13 protein-coding genes are annotated in these 16,351 nt (G+C 45.0%); 4 read left to right on the top strand and 9 right to left on the bottom strand.

Annotated elements, in window-relative coordinates; all coding sequences use genetic code 11:
- The first annotated feature begins 26 nt into the window (after positions 1-26).
- From xdhB to guaD, 3 genes are all read left to right on the top strand, one after another.
- Positions 27-2,600 carry a xanthine dehydrogenase molybdopterin binding subunit gene (xdhB, locus tag ACHUET_RS04615; protein WP_394211039.1) on the top strand — a complete coding sequence of 858 codons (2,574 nt, stop codon included), beginning with the start codon at positions 27-29 and terminating at the stop codon, positions 2,598-2,600.
- Complete coding sequence (locus tag ACHUET_RS04610) at positions 2,593-3,609, top strand: XdhC family protein (protein WP_394211037.1); 1,017 nt, start codon at positions 2,593-2,595, stop codon at positions 3,607-3,609. Before xdhB ends, ACHUET_RS04610 begins: the two co-directional genes overlap by 8 nt.
- Before the next feature lie 76 nt (positions 3,610-3,685).
- Positions 3,686-5,107 (top strand): guanine deaminase, encoded by a 1,422-nt coding sequence (gene guaD, locus ACHUET_RS04605; protein ID WP_394211035.1) that lies wholly within the window; start codon positions 3,686-3,688, stop codon positions 5,105-5,107.
- 126 nt (positions 5,108-5,233) lie between these two features.
- On the opposite strand, the gene ACHUET_RS04600 is transcribed toward guaD, so the two are convergent.
- The 7 genes from ACHUET_RS04600 to uraD all read right to left on the bottom strand — a co-directional run bounded on the left by ACHUET_RS04600 (position 5,234) and on the right by uraD (position 11,800).
- Entirely contained in the window at positions 5,234-5,914 is a 681-nt protein-coding gene (locus ACHUET_RS04600; RefSeq protein ID WP_394211033.1) for a DUF5020 family protein, read from the bottom strand.
- 613 nt (positions 5,915-6,527) lie between these two features.
- Positions 6,528-7,058, bottom strand: coding sequence for an ureidoglycolate lyase (locus ACHUET_RS04595; RefSeq protein WP_394211031.1), 531 nt, complete (start codon positions 7,056-7,058; stop codon positions 6,528-6,530).
- On the bottom strand, positions 7,058-8,176 hold the full coding sequence (gene alc / locus ACHUET_RS04590) for an allantoicase (RefSeq protein ID WP_394211108.1): 1,119 nt from the start codon (positions 8,174-8,176) through the stop codon (positions 7,058-7,060). The genes ACHUET_RS04595 and alc overlap by 1 nt, the downstream gene beginning before the upstream one ends.
- 103 nt (positions 8,177-8,279) lie before the next feature.
- Complete coding sequence (puuE, locus tag ACHUET_RS04585) at positions 8,280-9,260, bottom strand: allantoinase PuuE (RefSeq protein ID WP_394211029.1); 981 nt, start codon at positions 9,258-9,260, stop codon at positions 8,280-8,282.
- 83 nt (positions 9,261-9,343) lie between these two features.
- Positions 9,344-10,699, bottom strand: coding sequence for a urate hydroxylase PuuD (locus ACHUET_RS04580; RefSeq protein ID WP_394211027.1), 1,356 nt, complete (start codon positions 10,697-10,699; stop codon positions 9,344-9,346).
- Positions 10,700-10,792: 93 nt separating this feature from the next.
- Positions 10,793-11,161, bottom strand: a complete 369-nt coding sequence (uraH, locus tag ACHUET_RS04575; RefSeq protein ID WP_394211025.1) for a hydroxyisourate hydrolase — start codon at positions 11,159-11,161, stop codon at positions 10,793-10,795.
- 117 nt (positions 11,162-11,278) lie between these two features.
- On the bottom strand, positions 11,279-11,800 hold the full coding sequence (gene uraD, locus ACHUET_RS04570; protein WP_394211023.1) for a 2-oxo-4-hydroxy-4-carboxy-5-ureidoimidazoline decarboxylase: 522 nt from the start codon (positions 11,798-11,800) through the stop codon (positions 11,279-11,281).
- A 470-nt stretch (positions 11,801-12,270) separates the two neighbouring features.
- Here uraD and ACHUET_RS04565 point away from each other — a divergent pair, with 470 nt between their 5' ends.
- The gene (locus tag ACHUET_RS04565) at positions 12,271-12,936 is read left to right on the top strand and encodes a TetR/AcrR family transcriptional regulator (protein ID WP_394211021.1); all 666 of its coding nucleotides are present in this window, start codon (positions 12,271-12,273) and stop codon (positions 12,934-12,936) included.
- Between the two features lie 106 nt (positions 12,937-13,042).
- Here the strand turns inward: ACHUET_RS04565 and ACHUET_RS04560 are convergent, their stop codons facing one another.
- Complete coding sequence (locus ACHUET_RS04560) at positions 13,043-14,449, bottom strand: nucleobase:cation symporter-2 family protein (protein WP_394211020.1); 1,407 nt, start codon at positions 14,447-14,449, stop codon at positions 13,043-13,045.
- A gap of 485 nt (positions 14,450-14,934) precedes the next feature.
- Positions 14,935-16,227, bottom strand: a complete 1,293-nt coding sequence (locus tag ACHUET_RS04555; RefSeq protein ID WP_394211018.1) for a translocation protein TolB — start codon at positions 16,225-16,227, stop codon at positions 14,935-14,937.
- Positions 16,228-16,351 lie beyond the last annotated feature (124 nt).

The raw sequence follows: 16,351 nt of genomic DNA, 5'->3' as shown, positions 1-16,351 counted from the left end.
AAGTGTCCTAATAGAAGAGATCCGCCATGAGCCATCATTCGTCCTTATTTGACAGTTATAGTATCCGCCGCGTGCGTCCGCCAAAAAACAAAATTGGTACCTCGGCTAAGCATGATAGTGCGATTAGCCATGTCATGGGGACAGCAACTTATGTGGATGATATTGCAAAACCGCAAGGCACGCTACATCTGGCAATAGGTAAAAGCAGCCACGCTCACGCACGTGTATTAAGTATGGATTTGAGCGCTGTCAAAGATGCAGATGGGGTGGTAGATGTTTTAAGTTTTAAAGATTTACCGGCGCAGACCGATATCGGTGCGGTGTTCGACGGCGAGCCATTGATGGTGGAGGACATCACAGAGTATGTGGGTCAGACACTGTTTGTAGTGGTGGCGAACAGTCATCGCGCTGCCAAAAAAGCGGCCACCAAGGCAGTGGTGGAGTATGAGCCATTGCCAGCGGTACTTAGTATCGATAAAGCGCTAGAGCAAGAGTTTTTTGTGCGTCCGAGTCATTTTATGAAACGTGGTGACGCGGCGACTGCGCTTGAGGACTCACCAATTCGCATCGAAGGCCATATTCATATGCGTGGGCAAGAGCACTTTTATCTCGAAGGACAAGTGTCTTATGTGGTGCCGTGTGATGATGGTGGCTTAGAAGTGTACACGTCGTCACAGCATCCAAGCGAGGTACAGCAGCTGGTCGCCGAAGTGACAGACTTGCCATTCAATGCGGTAAACACAGTCGTGCGCCGTATGGGTGGCGGGTTTGGCGGTAAAGAAACGCAAGCTGCTGCATGGGCCTGTCTATGCGGTATCGTTGCCAAACGTCATAACGTTCCTGTCAGTATGAGGTTAGATCGTCAGGATGATATGGTCGTGACCGGCAAACGCCATGAGTTTGCCAATCGTTATGAGGTTGGTTTAGACGAGTCTGGTCGTATATTGGGCGTCGATATGCAATTGGCTGGCTTGTGTGGTTACGCGCCAGACCTATCTGATGCCATCGTTGATAGAGCAATGTTCCATTGTGACAATGCCTATTATTATCCAGCGGCTCATGTAGCAGGTCATCGCTGCAAGACGCATACCGTATCCAATACGGCCTATCGAGGGTTTGGCGGGCCACAAGGGCTGATGACTGCTGAATATATGATGGATCACATTGCTTATACCTTGGGTCAAGATCCATTGCAAGTGCGCCTAGCAAACTTATATCAAGATGGTCAAAGTACTCATTACGGTCAGACCATTGAGCATTTCGATTTGGCTACCATCATGACCAAGTTGGCAGTCGATTGCGATTACGACAAGCGCCGTCAGCAAATTATAGCAGCCAATAAACAAGCCGCCGCAGAAGGCAGTGATAAACGCTTAGGGCTTGCTTTAACGCCCGTAAAATTCGGTATCTCATTTACGGTGCAGACGCTCAATCAGGCAGGCGCACTGGTACATATTTATACCGATGGCAGTATTCATCTCAATCACGGTGGTACGGAGATGGGGCAAGGGCTATATATCAAAATCGCCCAGATTGTCGCCAATGAATTTGATGTGGATCTGGACACAGTTAAAGTATCCGCAACTCGTACGGATAAAGTGCCTAATACTTCACCAACGGCAGCGTCATCAGGTACCGATATTAATGGTAAGGCGGCGCAAAATGCTTGCTTGAGCATCAAAGCGCGCATCGTTGAGTTTGCAGCTGAGCATTTTAAGGTGGCAAAAGAAGATATACGCTTTGAGAAAAACCATGTCTATATCGGTGACAAAGAGACACTAACCTTTGCCGAAATGATTCAGCTATCGTATCAGAACCGTATCAGTCTATCGTCTACTGGCTACTACAAAACACCAAAGATATTTTATGATCGTTCTAAAGCATGGGGACGTCCATTCTTTTACTTTGCATTAGGTGCTGCCTGCGCTGAGGTTGAGATTGATACGCTGACAGGGGAGTACAAAGTGCTGCGCTGTGACGTGCTACACGATGCAGGGCAATCGATCAATCCTGCCATTGACATCGGTCAGATTGAAGGCGGTTTTGTGCAAGGAATGGGCTGGCTCACAGCAGAAGAGCTGATCTGGAATGATAAAGGAAAGCTGGCATCCGACAGTCCTGCCAATTATAAAATCCCAACCGCGCATGACTTGCCTAAGCAGTGGAATGTGAAACTGTATGACCGCAAAAACGAAGAACAAACTATCTATAATTCTAAAGCTGTGGGCGAGCCGCCGTTTATGTTGGCTGCCAGTGTCTGGTGCGCTCTCAATAATGCCGTGGCTAGTCTTGGTGATTATCAAAAAAATCCAGAGCTGACAATGCCTGCGACACCAGAAGCCGTATTAAAAGCAGTTATGCGTATGGAAGGTTCGTCTTGGGACCTAGAGACCAAAGCGGACAAGGATACGATGGATAGCCTTGTTGAAGGTGTAGAAGAAAAGGGCGATCTCTATAACGACAAAGTCATGCCGCAAGATGTACGCCATGCCAAAGATATCGATCCAAAAGAGGTAGCTGGCAAACAGACTGATGAGCAGCCAGAAGCGATAGAGCACCCCAATGTCGCAGGGGCAAGAGGTCCTGCGCACAGTGAGTGAGTCATTGGCACCGCCAGTTATCTGGTATGAAGGTTTGGCACGATATCAGCAGCAAGGCATGGCTCATGTGTTGGCAACGGTCGTGGCTGTAAATGGTTCGGCCCCGCGTGCACTACAGGCAAAGATGATCGTCACGCAGGATGGCATCGTAGATACGTTGGGCGGCGGCGGTCTCGAGCACGATGTGATTGCCACTGCTCGTCAGTTATTGAATGGTAAAATCGCAGCGACAGTATCAAAAGAAGTCAAACCAAAAGTTTATGAAGCTAATGATACAAGCGCGCTAACCCCTTCTAAAGCGGTACGCCGTGACACGGTTTATACCAAACATTACCCGCTGGGCGCAAAATTGGCCCAATGCTGCGGCGGTAGCGTCACTGTTATGTTCGAGTGCTTTAATGTGACACCGCCGATGTCAGTACTGGTATTTGGGGCAGGGCATGTGGCCTCAGCACTCATGACCATCCTTGCTGAATTGCCATGTCAGGTAGATTGGGTGGACAGTCGGCCAGAAATGTTTGCGCGTTATTTAATGGATAAAGATAACTCCAGTAAAACGGACCAAGTAGACAGTTCCTACCAAAACCCCACACCGAACCGATCACCATCCTACCAGCTACCAAGGCATATCCGTCCGCATATCGATGAGGAGCCTGTAGATTTTGTGCGTCCATTTATCGAGCAGGGTGGTCAGCGTTTTATTTTGGTTATGACTCATGACCATAGTGTGGATTTTGAGCTGGTACGAGCAGCATTAGATACTATTTCTGATACCAGCTCATCTGATGATAAGCGCTCATATACCTCACTACCCTATATAGGCTGTATTGCCTCAGCCACCAAAGCCAAGCGTTTTAGAGACCGTTTGATTCAGCGCGGTTATAGTGAGTCATTAGTGAATCAGCTCGTCATGCCAATCGGATTACCCATCGGCGGCAAAGAGCCGATGGCGGTGGCCGTGTCTATCGTGGCGCAGCTACTACAGTGTTATCACCAGGCTGCTATCTGATTTTTTATGGACTCAATATCATTTTGTCACTTTTAATTAAAATGTTCAGCATTATCAAGCCATGTGAGACCACCCAATGACCCTACATATTTATAAAGCTCGACTGCTGCATTATTTGACCGAAAGCGATCGTACTGAGCGTACACCCTCTAAAATAGCGAACACCAATCAACCTGATTATGCACAAGTATCAACCATTGATCAAAGCACGACGCTATTACCAGTGACTGCAGGCGAGCGCATTTACCCTGAATATATTGCTGATGGTGCGCTTGTTGTAGATGATGTGACAGGACGCATTGTAGAGTACGGTCATAGCAAAACTATCCTATCAAAGTACGCTAATGCAGAGGGCAAGCCAGCAGTTAAAGTACACGACCATCGGCACAAACTCATCATGCCGGGTTTTATCGATACCCATGTTCACTATCCGCAGATAGATATGATCGCCGCTTATGGTGAGCAACTGCTCGACTGGCTCAATAATTATACCTTTGTGACGGAAGCCAACTTTGGTGATCCAAAAGTGGCACATGACACCGCGCAGTTTTTTTTGAACCAATTACTTGCCAATGGCACGACCAGTGCGATGGTTTTTGCGACCAGTCATCCATTATCCGCCGAGGCGTTTTTTGCTGAAAGCCATAGGCTCAATACGCGTATGATCACGGGCAATGTCCTGATGGACCAAAATGCGCCTGAGCCGCTATGTGTGCCTGCTGAGCAAAGTATCCGTGACACTCAAAATATCATTGATAATTGGCATGAGCGCGGGCGTCAGCATGTTGCCATTACCCCGCGCTTTGCGATTACCTCGACACCGAAGCAGCTACGGCTAGCAGGCGAGTTATATACCAGCTACGATAGTGTCTATTTGCAGACGCATCTAGCAGAAAACCGCGATGAGGTTGCTTTTGTTCAGCAGATGTATCCCAATCACAAAGGTTATCTCGATGTCTATGATGATATGGGTCTGTTAGGTCGGCGCACGACTTTGGCGCATGGTATCTACCTTGAGACCCCAGAATACGAGCGTCTACGCGAGACTGGCACACAGATATCACATTGTCCAACGTCTAATCTGTTTTTGGGTAGTGGGCTGTTCGATTTACCCAAGACCTTAAGTTATACCGGTGTCAGTATCGCCACTGATGTTGGAGCAGGCACGAGTTTGTCTATGCTCACGACGTTATCAGAGGCGTACAAAATCCAGCAACTACAGAGCAATCAGTTGTCAGCGCACCAAGGGTTATATCAGATTACTTTGGGCAATGCACAGTCGCTGCTATTGGATGATAAGATTGGTAACTTTATGCCCAATAAAGAAGCCGATTTTGTCGTCATCGATATGAAGGCGACCGAGCTGCTTGAGCGACGTATGGCACAGACCAAATCACTTGAGGAGCAGCTGTTTGTACTCATGATGCTAGGTGATGATAGAGTGATCGAACAGACAGTCGTTGCAGGCGTGAGTCGCTATAGCAGCGCTGCCTTATAGGACAGATATATCAGTGTATGCTTGCACCAATAGCGCAGCCAGTAGATATCTAATTAGAAATAAAAACCCCTGCTTCTACCAGATAGAAGCAGAGGTTTTTACGAATAAAGATGTTTTTATCCGGCGTTAAAAATGGAACTTTACTAGGGCGCTAGGGGCGCTTTGATTGACACCATCGACACCGTATTTGTTCTTCCAATAACTATACTCCATGCCGACTTCTAGGCGGTTATCAATACCGAGCACCTCTTGTAGATTGTATTTAATTTGCGGATTGATATGAATGTTATCTTCAATATCATCGTTGTTAAATGAATAATCGATAAAACCGTCCACTACAAAATTGTTACGCTCCCAACCGTAGGTCAAGGTGATTTGTTGATCATCATCGATATTGTCATTAAAAGCATGGTATAGCGTTGCAGACGCGTATGTTGTCCCTGGAATAGGGATATTTAGATCTGCACCAATACCAACCAAATAGTTGTCTTGATCAAACCCAGTACTGTTTGAGCCAAATTCATAAGTAGCGGCTAAATTGACTTGCTTAATAAAGCTATCATTAAAAGTTGCTATTTTGAACGTAGGAGACAGCTCACCATAAGTTTCTCTAAATCTATTGTTTTCAATATCATCGGCACCTTGGTTTCGATCGACAAAGAAGAACACACCGCCCCAGTCGTGCGCAGAAGCATGCTCTAATGTAACGGTCGTCAGCTCACCATCTTCTACGAGGTCATAATCACCGCCGTAAAGTACGGAGACACTCGTATCAGTGAAGAAAGTCTTGGCATGGATGCTAGACATACTACCCAAAGTAGCGATAGTAACAGCTGCTATCGACAATGGTTTGAGTAAAGCTAGCTTCTGGCTAGATGATTTGGTATAACAGGATAAGCTCGTTAATAAATCAAAACGCAAAATATGACCCCTTTATGTACAATTGATTGTTGATTGTCCTAAAACTGCATCGTTATTATTTGCCAGTAAACAAACTATTAACCCACTGTCTTTCAGATAACGGTTGAGTGATAGCGCTTAAATGCTTACTACTAAAGAGCATTCAATAACTGTGCCACAAATGAACTGAAAAGCTATCATCTACAGAGTTGTTTAACTTTTAGTCTTATTGGCCATTAATAAAGGTAAAAATAAGCAAAATAGTCCTTAACTATTCTCAAATGAGAGAGACAGTGTCCATGAATTTAGATACATGTGGCAAACAATGTTTTTCGAAGTATCAGATGCGCTATAAAAGCACCAAGATGGATATTCATGTGCCCCAAATTGGGTCGTCTGACGGGATTTAATCAATTGATAAGCATATGATTTAACAACGCAATAAACATAGAAAAACCAGCTAATAGACATTAGCTGGCGTTAATTTTGTACATGTTGGATGAGACTGTTTTCTATTCAGTTAACTGGATTCATTTTCTAACTCAATAGACACATGCCAATCCGTAATATCTATCTCATGACAATTATTACCCTCACCATTGATACGATCAATAACTAAGAAATCACTGTCACTCCCAAGAGCGAGTAGAGGATGATGCCAGACATTAGCATCGTACTGTACACCTTGATGCGACTTAGCATAAAACACTGCTAGATCATCAGGCGACTGCGGCGGCGTGCCTGCTTTGGCAACGACGACAACATAGTCCTGACCCTCCATAGATACAAATGCCTGCGTCCCAAGCGGATGGTATTCCATGACTGATAGTGCAATCGGATTCTCACGTTTCTTGGCTCGAAAGATACTTATACCGACTGTGCCACCCTCAAGCTGACTCTCGGCTAGCGCATGATGGCGAACCGCATAGCCATTATTGATCTCATAAGTGTTGTCAGCGGTTTGCTCCTCCTCACTATAGCGCTCGATAACCGAGCCGTAAGGGGTAAAGTCTGCTTTGGTTAAAGGCTGAGCGGTTAGAATGACACTCATTATTTAACCTCTGTATTATCAGTAGTACTAACATGATCTGCCACTTTACCGAACACGCGCACGCGGCTGATACCACCATCGGGGAAGATATTGACTCGGATATGGGTGATAGGCTTATCTATCTGGAGCTTGTCGTTACCAAAGGTATGGACATTATCCGCATTGGTTTTTTGCGGCTCAAGTAACGTGTCCCAAAACATACTTTGAGTTACTAGCGTTTGCTCTGGTGTATTTGGCGAGTAGACGGCTTGGATTGAGACTTTATCAGGATAGTTGCCTTTAAAATGAGCGGTATCGATTTCGATAGAATCGACAACACCCGCTTGACCTAAGGCAATAATGCACCAGTCATTGCCTGGTTCACGGCGACGACGGGTCTCCCAGCCATCACCCATGTTGGGCGCTTTGGTTGGCAACAGTAAGTTGCTGGCTTCACCAAAATGCGCGTCGTTACTGGCAATCGCACGACCGCCATTTAACGCGCCTGCCAAGTCAAGTATCTCGCCTTGAGTGTTGAGGCTCGCATCAAGTTGGATATCACCATAGACACGCAATCGAGCCACGCCGCCATCTGGATAAATATTCAAACGGATATGGGTGACCGTTAGCGTGTTGTCAATTTCAACAAACTCATGATGATTGCCCTGTAGTGGGGTCATGCCGACAAGGGGCTGCCAATTTTTATTGTCCCAGTCTTCTTTGTTTAGGTTGGCAAGTTCAGTATCAGTCTGCTGTAATAGTTCTGGCGCATACAAAGCATCGACACTAGCGGAAGAGGGGAAGTTACCCGTAAAGTGACTGGTATCGATATCGAGACCCGCGATTTTGGTCGGACGCGCCAGTTGGATGATTAAATAATCATAGCCCAAATGACGCTTGCGGCGCGTCTCCCAGCCGTCCATCCATTTACCGTTATCGTCAAATTTTCCGACCACAAAAATAGGCGCATCAGGGTTTAAAATACGGCTTTTATCCGCAAAAAAATCATCAGTAGCAAATAGCGCTTTGGCACCTAAGCGACTGTCAGCCACGTTTGATTTTTTAGTAAAGGCTGGCAGGCTCTCAGGTAGATTATTTGCTGAGATAATTTGTCCTACTTCTGAAGTATTTTGATTCATCATGATTCCTTTTGTTTGATAATAGAGTTGATTGATGGTGTGCCGTTTGTTTTAGTTATTCGACACACTGCGACGTACTCAATGAGCGAGGCAATGGCAAAAGCTACATCCAGTTGGCTGTATTGTCTGGTGTCGCAGGGTGGTTCTCATACCAGTGTTTGGCAATCTCATCACGGCGGCATATCCACACGTCAGGCTTGCTAGTGATATAGTGCAAAAATTGCTTCAACGCTTTGATACGTCCTGCCCGTCCGATAATGCGGCAATGCAAACCGATGGTTAGCATTTTTGGGGTGTGCTCGCCTTCTTCGTACATGGTATCAAAGCTGTCTTTGAGGTATTGATAAAACGGCTCGGCGTGAGTAAACCCTGGACTAGAAGAAAAGCGCATGTCATTGGTCTCTAAACTATAAGGGATGACCAAATGCGGCTTGCGTGTGATGGCGTTGCCATCTTGGGCTTTGACATTGAGCCAGTAGGGCAGTTCATCACCGTATGAGTCGGAATCATAGTGATAGCCACCTTGTTCAACGACCAGCTCGCGCGTGTTTGGGCTATCGCGTCCCGTGTACCAACCGAGCGGCTGTTTGCCCAGCATGCGCTCAAATATGTTGGTTGCACGGCGAATATGCTCACGTTCCGTCTCGCGGTACATATATTGATAAGTGATCCAGCGCAGGCCGTGACTGGCAATCTCATGACCATCTTCTAATACACGCTCAATAATATGCGGCGTTTTTTCGGCAGCGGCGGCACAGGTAAACGTGGTGATGGGCACACCGTACTCTTTAAAAGTATCTAACACACGCCAGACACCGACGCGGCTCCCGTATTCAAATGCTGATTCGATAGACTGGTGACGATTGTTAAATTCTGGCGTACCTAAAATATCAGACAAAAAACGCTCTGACTGTCCATCGCCATGAATGACGTTGTTTTCCGCACCTTCTTCGATGTTTAATACAAACTGTACTGCGATTTTCGCGCCGCCCGGCCAATTTGCTTTTGGTGGGTTGCCAGCATAGCCTTTTAAGTCGCGTGGATACGTGTTCAGATCAAAATCACTGGTAATTTTTTTGCTCATTATTTATGTTCCTATATCTCGTAGAGCCTTAGATATTTATTTGAATATTGCTCGCCAAGGACAGTTGTTTTTTTAATAACAAATTAAAGTGATGATGCATAGGCCACGAGCTGCTGACGTTCTGTATCTGTTAACTGAGTGATATTACCAAGTGGCATATAGCCAGTTTGTACCGCAGTAACGATTTTTGCTTTGTGTATTTTTAGGTCTTCTGGTGTTTGTAAAATGATACCGGCTGGCGGCGCGGCAAACCCTTGCTGTGTCGGTTGCACCGCATGACAGGTGCTACAGCGCGTATGCACGACATCCATCATAGCGTCATCTGCTGACGCGCTTACGGGTACGGCTTCAGCAGTGGCAGTATCATTGTTGACACTGTTAGTAGCATTGCTATTAGAACTATTATTAGCATTATTAACGTTATCAGTATTTGTATTGGTAGTCGCGCTTGTAGCTGTTGGGGTGCTATTAGTTGTCGTAGGTGTTATTGCGGCAGTAGCAGGCATCGCTGGCGCAGGTTCAATTGGTTCAGGTCGCATCCAAATAATTAACAATACTGTCAGTATGGCTGGGATAACCAAGTAGCGTGGTTTTTTATGACCTAAATGTTTTTGATTAAAGTAATGACGTGCCGTTGCAGTGATAACGCCAACGAAAACCAATACCAACCAACCTTTTTCATGAGCATACATCATCGGATAGTGGTTGCTAATCATGGTAAAGATGAGCGGTAGGGTAAAGTAGTTATTCATCAGTGAGCGGTTTTTGGCTTGCAGTGCCAATTCAGCGACTTCTTTGCCCGGTTTTTCGCCGCGCCGCACACAGTCTACGAGGGCGCGCTGTGCCGGCATAATACCGAAAAAGACATTACCCACCATCACTGTGCCCAAAATCGCCCCGATATGGATGAACGAGGCGCGATCACTAAACAGTTGATAAGAGCCCCAGCTCGCGATGACCAGTAAAATAAAAATCAGGGTGCTAAAAATAAAGGCGTTTTTACCCAGATGACTGCGCACAATAACTTCATAAATAAAGTAACTACCAAATAAAAACAGCAAGCTTGTCGCAATGGCACCGATACTGGTAAAAGGCACTTTGCTTGGATCGATCAGGTAGGCAGTTGCATTGGCATAATAGACGATCGACATCATCGCCGCACCCGTCAGCCAAGTGGTATACGCTTCCCACTTAAACCAATGTAGCGTCTTTGGCATTTCCTCTGGTTCGAGTTTGTATTTGGCAATCTCATAAAACCCGCCGCCATGGACGGCCCAAAGATCACCCGAAATGCCTTTGTCTGCTTTCCACTGTGGCGGTTTGCGTAGGCTTAGATCTAGCCACACAAAATAAAACGATGCACCAATCCATGCCACCCCTGCGATAACATGAAACCAGCGAAAAAATAAACTCAACCATTCAAGAAGGTAGGCGCCCATGCGGTAAGTGTCCTTTAATATAACAGTGTCTTGATAAAATATTTGTGAGCGGATAACGATTTTCGCTTACAGTTTTTTGATAATAAGGTTCGGTTATGATCCGCGGTAGGTACTATAACCATGCGCACTTAGAAGTAATGGCACGTGATAGTGGCTTGCGTCTTTTATCACAAAGTCGATGACCACCTGCGGATAGAATGCGGTCAGCTGCTGGGCGTCAAAATATGCCTGAGTATCAAATGTCACGGTATAGCGCCCCGTATCTAGCTGACGCTCAGTGCTATCAATGCTTGACTCAAACTGCCAAGCATCTGGTGTCACGCGACCATCGGTATTGGTCGTCCCATGCGCAAGCAGTATCGTGTCACCGCTGTCTTGTACGCGGTGTAAGGTGACAGCGATATCAGCGGCAGGCGTGCCCAAATGAGTGTCTAAGATATGTGACGATAAGGTGGCAGACATAAGGCTTCCTTTGTATTTAGTAAAGACGTAAATAGAGTAATGATGCTAGCGTATTTGATAAGTAGAACGTCGGACAAACATTGATAGTAATAATGTGGTTTGATAGCTGTTGATCATCTAAGCATTACCTAACAGTTTGCTTAGACGTAAACGTGTGATTTTATTTTGCTCAGCGGCTGCATTAGCGAGTTCTGTTGTGCGAGCATTTGGCAGGCGCGCTAATAACAGATCAAGCATTTGCTGTGCACTTTTGCCGGTTGCAAAAACAATAAAAATAAAACCAAATTTATCAAGATAATCTTGATTGCCTTTAGCGAGCGCTTCGAGTACGTCGTCTGCTGCATCGTTAGCGCCAGACTGCTCATGTGCGGCGCTATCTTGTGTATTGCGATATTTCTCTTTTAAAGAAGTCACATTACCGATTTGTGGATGTCCATCAAACGCTTCTAGCAAGTTGGCCTCGTTGGTTTGCACGTCATGCCAGATAGCATCGCTATTCGCTAAGAGCGCCTCGAAATCTGCAAAAGGACGCGCATTGGCAAGCTTATTTGCCCAAACGCTACTGGTACAGCAGATTAAAAGCTGGGCAACGGCTACCTCTTGAGACAAATTGTTAAATTGCGCTAAGGTTAAGCTCATGGTGATATCCTTTTTGGTGATATGACAGTCCATTATGTGGATTGGATAACTATTGTTTAATAAAGGTTTATACATGGTAGTTTTTTGCTTAAACTTAGCGATATCAATCGATTTTTTTATGGTTCATTTTTTAATTCTTCGACGTTTATATTTTTAGCTAGGTAAGCCCACAGGCCGTATTTAAGTTGCTATCTATCCAATCATGATAAATTGATGATACAGAACAGGTTTTTTGAGGAAATACTGATAATTTAGCCGCAAAAATGACATGGCAGTATAGTTTTGATCGCAATATGTTTGATTTATAGTTACCATTCTGCTAAAACCTGACTAATTGGTCAACTGTTTTATAAGAAATATTTTTATTTAGTGGCTCATGCTGCGAAAATCTGTGTATTGATATATAAAAACATTCAAAAATATAGCGACTATTTTGTCGAACCAGCCACTTGGAGTGAGATACCATTGTTATGACTCAAGATAATCAGAAAGAAAATGTCCTGACTACTGATGCGCCATCGCATCGTAGTCAACAAGTTACGCGCGCGCACAATCAAGCTCTAATACTGGCAGCGGCTGAAGAGGAGTTTGTGCTCCAAAGCTATCGCGGCGCTACGATGCAAGGGATTGCTGATCGAGCAGGACTGCCTAAAGCCAACGTTCACTATTATTTCAAAAACAAAAAAAACCTATATATGGCTGTGCTACGTTCAATTATTGAAGAATGGAATGACGGCTTGGTGACGATGACAGTGGACAGCGATCCAAAAACCGTCATTGAAAAGTTTGTCCGTACTAAGTTGCATCAAGCTTTTGTCAATCCTAGTCGTCATAAGTTGTTTGCCATTGAAGTCATCGGCGGTGCGCCTCACTTGCACGAATTTATGTCCACAACAATGAAAGATTGGGTAAATGATAAAGCGCAAGTCATGAAAGAGTGGCATAAGCAAGGCAAGATTGGGATTACAGATCCCCTGCAACTACTAATTTTGATATGGGCGACGACCCAGCGTTACGCTGAATTTGAGATTGAAATTGTCGGCTTGATGGACAAAACAGCTTATGATGCAGAGGATGAAGCACGTGCAGCAGACTTTCTAGTGCCTTTTATTTTACGAGGCTGTGGACTTGAATGACTACATACAGTTAAGTCATTGTGCTTAAGGGATCACAGCGGACGAGGTGCATAAACAAATTTTATGGCACCTCGTTTTACTTTTAGATAGGGCTAAATATTCAAATTTATGCCACTTTTTGCGCTGTTTTTAAGCCATCTTCCACATGTTGTTCAGCCGTATCAAATTCCACACCGTAATTTTTTGGTAGGATCATATCAAGCGTGATCGCCACAATACCGGACATCGTCACCGCTGAGCCAAAGATGTTTTGGAAAAACTGCGGTGTTTGTGAGAGTACGTCAGGAACGAATGCAATACCCGTTGATAATCCTAAGGATGTGGCGATAATCAAGACATTACGATGGGTAAAATCTACGGTGGATAGTATACGAATTCCCGCAGTTGCGACAGTGGCAAACATCAGTAGCGTGACCCCGCCTACGACAGGCTTGGGCAGCTGTGTAAAAATCGCACCGAGGACGGGAAATAGACCCATTAGGCACAAGATACCGCCAACATAAAAACCAACATAGCGACTGGCAATACCTGTCATTTGAATCACGCCGTTGTTTTGGCTAAAGGTTGTCACAGGAAAAGTATTAAATACGGCCGCAATCAGAGAGTTGACACCATCACCCAACACACCCCCTTTGATACGCTTCTCATAGAGAGGGCCTTTGATTGGCTCACCTGAAATCATGGAGGTAGCGGTCAAATCACCCGAGGTCTCAATACTGGTAATGATATACATAAAGGCAATAGGAATAAAAGCCTGCCAATCAAAACCAAAACCATATTTGAAGGGAATGGGAACGGTGAAAAAAGCCGCTTCAGACACCAATGAAAAATCAATACGTCCCATAAATACGGCAGCGAGCAGGCCTAGCATCAGACCGATAAAGATAGCACTTGAGCGAATAACCTTATTGTTAATAATGCTAATGAGTACCACACTCACCAGTACGCCACCACCTAAGAGTAGATTCGGAATACTACCGAAATCCTCAGCACCAAACCCACCTGCCAAATCAGTGAGACCTACCTTTGTTAGGGACAAACCAATCGTGACAATCACACAGCCAGTAACAATAGGGCTCATAAATGATTTGAGTTTGGTGATAAATTGACTTAAAAATATCTCAACAAATGCACCGAGAAACGACACGCCAAAGATAACGGATAAAATCTCTTCAGGACTACCACCGCGGTTTTTTACTACAAATCCTGCTGTCAATACTGCCGCCAAAAAACCAAAGCTGGTGCCTTGCAGTGCCATAAGACCAGAGCCGATTGGCCCTACTTTTCGAGTTTGAATAAAAGTCGCTACCCCAGATACGATCAAGGACATGCTAAGAAGATAAGGAATATGTTCCCCTAGGCCCAAAGTGCCACCTATGATTAATGAGGGAGTAATAATACCAACGAAAGCGGCAAGCACGTGCTGTATGGCACCTAAGAATGCTTTGAGAGGGGTGGGGCGGTCATGAAGTCTATACAGTAAATCGGTATTTGCTGGAACGTTTTCACTCATGGTGGTTTCCTCCTAGAATAACTGCTTAGCACCCAATTAACTGTAGACATCAGACAACGTAACAAATCATTAGATCAAAATTAAAATCTAATCTTTGACCTGTTTTTTATCGATTCAAATAATAGGGGTAAGTTCCCGACCTTAAAATAGCCAATGATAATAATTCATATTTGTTGGCTACTATTGGAATAACCTGACCAATTAGTCAGACCTATTTAGGATATAGGTAAAATGAAAGTTAATGCAATGTTTTTTTTGGTACTAACGGGTTTACGGGTTTGTTACTAGTAAAAAATAAAAATGAGTTCGAATGAAGAGTCCTAAGAAGAGTACCTAAGGCGGCGGGCAGTTTTTACTAACAGTAGGCTTTATTACTTTTCTGCTAGCAGCTCATACAAAAAAGCCTCAATCATAATGAATATGATTGAGGCTTTTTTGTATGAGCAAACTCTAACGTTATGACTCAGTTACCTAAGCTGCCTAAATTACTTTGGACTTGATGACCATACGGGTGAGCGGATGATGCCTTGTCCTGATTTACCGAACGCTTCGCCACCATTCAATGATTTAATCGTTAGGACGCCTTTGCCGCCTTGGGTGGACGCATAGACCACGCGCTTGCCATTGGGTGAGAAACTTGGGGCTTCATCGATACCCGTATTACCAAGGTTGGTCGTTACCGCACCATTACTATTCATAATTGCCGCTGAGCGTCCACTTAAAAAGGCAATTTGTGTTCCGTCACTACTGAACTGCGGGCTAGTCGCATAGCCACCATTTGATACTTTGGTTGTGCGTCCTGAGCCAAACTCATAACGATAGACTTGTGGTTTGTTAAAGCCAGTTTTGTCACTGACAAATACAAATGACTTGCCATCAGGGGCGTAGCTTGGTTGCACTTCACTGCTTGGCAAATTAGTGAGTCGTCTAGGAGTGCCGCCGCTTGCGCTCATCTCATAGATATCGGCACTGCCCTCAAAGCTACTAGAGAATAGTATCTTGCTACCATCAGGAGAGAAAGACGGACTCATGTTACTACCAGCGAAAGGCGTGAGCGCACTTGCGCCCCCACCACTGACGTTTTGAATGTAGATGACGGGATATGATTTTTCGCGTTGTACCGAATAGGCAATGCGATTGCCATCAGGTGACCATGCTGGCGAGAAGATAGACCCTGCTACCTCGGTGATGGTCTTAGCATTTTCGCCATCAGCATCCATCACTTTTAGACGAGAGACTTTTTGTTTGCCAGTGCCTGTTTCTTCAATATAAGCAATACGCCCTGAGAAATCCCCTGGAATGCCCGTAATCAGCTCATAGACTTTGTCTGCGATGACGTGACCGGCGTAGCGCATGCTTTCTCTGTTATTGTCAGCGGTTAGGCTTTGCTTGCCCTCTATCACGCGGCCAGATTTAACATCGATGACTTCATAATCGGTGACGATTTTGCCGCGATTGGTACGAGTGCTGCCGACGACCAAATAAGGTATGCCCATGCTTTGCCATACTGGCAGTGTGCCTGCTAGCTCGCTACTGCTGCGTGGCTGCTGCGGTAAGTTTTGGCTGGTTACTTTTAGCTCTGTATTACTCAAATCATTTAAAATAATAGGGGACAAAACAGAGTCACCTGCGAATGGTACAAACGCGACTTGGTTTTGTTGGACAGGAATCTCGTAGTCCAATTCTAATACGACAGGGGCTGCGAGCACGTTTTGCGAGATAAGTAATGCTGAACTACCCGTAAGTAAAGAGGCTAGTAGTTTTTTATGAGTATACATGGGTCAATGGCGCTCCTAAAATTAATATGATAGTCATTTTTATAGTCGATGAGGCAAGCATTTAGATGAAAAAACGATGCGATAAAAGCCACTTAACATCACGTTATCAATAATACAAGACGCT

The organism is Psychrobacter piscatorii, assembly GCF_043641605.1.
Classification (GTDB): domain Bacteria; phylum Pseudomonadota; class Gammaproteobacteria; order Pseudomonadales; family Moraxellaceae; genus Psychrobacter; species Psychrobacter piscatorii_C.
The sequence above is the reverse complement of the archived record's forward strand: the minus strand, read 5'-3'. Positions and strand labels throughout refer to the sequence as shown.

Coding starts and splice junctions, on each gene's coding strand:
- uraD (WP_394211023.1), bottom strand. CDS start 11,800: ATGAGCTTAACCTTAGCGCAATTTAACAATTTGTCTCAAGAGGTAGCC.
- ACHUET_RS04565 (WP_394211021.1), top strand. CDS start 12,271: ATGACTCAAGATAATCAGAAAGAAAATGTCCTGACTACTGATGCGCCA.
- xdhB (WP_394211039.1), top strand. CDS start 27: ATGAGCCATCATTCGTCCTTATTTGACAGTTATAGTATCCGCCGCGTG.
- ACHUET_RS04560 (WP_394211020.1), bottom strand. CDS start 14,449: ATGAGTGAAAACGTTCCAGCAAATACCGATTTACTGTATAGACTTCAT.
- uraH (WP_394211025.1), bottom strand. CDS start 11,161: ATGTCTGCCACCTTATCGTCACATATCTTAGACACTCATTTGGGCACG.
- ACHUET_RS04595 (WP_394211031.1), bottom strand. CDS start 7,058: ATGAGTGTCATTCTAACCGCTCAGCCTTTAACCAAAGCAGACTTTACC.
- puuE (WP_394211029.1), bottom strand. CDS start 9,260: ATGAGCAAAAAAATTACCAGTGATTTTGATCTGAACACGTATCCACGC.
- ACHUET_RS04600 (WP_394211033.1), bottom strand. CDS start 5,914: ATGTCTAGCATCCATGCCAAGACTTTCTTCACTGATACGAGTGTCTCC.
- alc (WP_394211108.1), bottom strand. CDS start 8,176: ATGAATCAAAATACTTCAGAAGTAGGACAAATTATCTCAGCAAATAAT.
- guaD (WP_394211035.1), top strand. CDS start 3,686: ATGACCCTACATATTTATAAAGCTCGACTGCTGCATTATTTGACCGAA.
- ACHUET_RS04555 (WP_394211018.1), bottom strand. CDS start 16,227: ATGTATACTCATAAAAAACTACTAGCCTCTTTACTTACGGGTAGTTCA.
- ACHUET_RS04580 (WP_394211027.1), bottom strand. CDS start 10,699: ATGGGCGCCTACCTTCTTGAATGGTTGAGTTTATTTTTTCGCTGGTTT.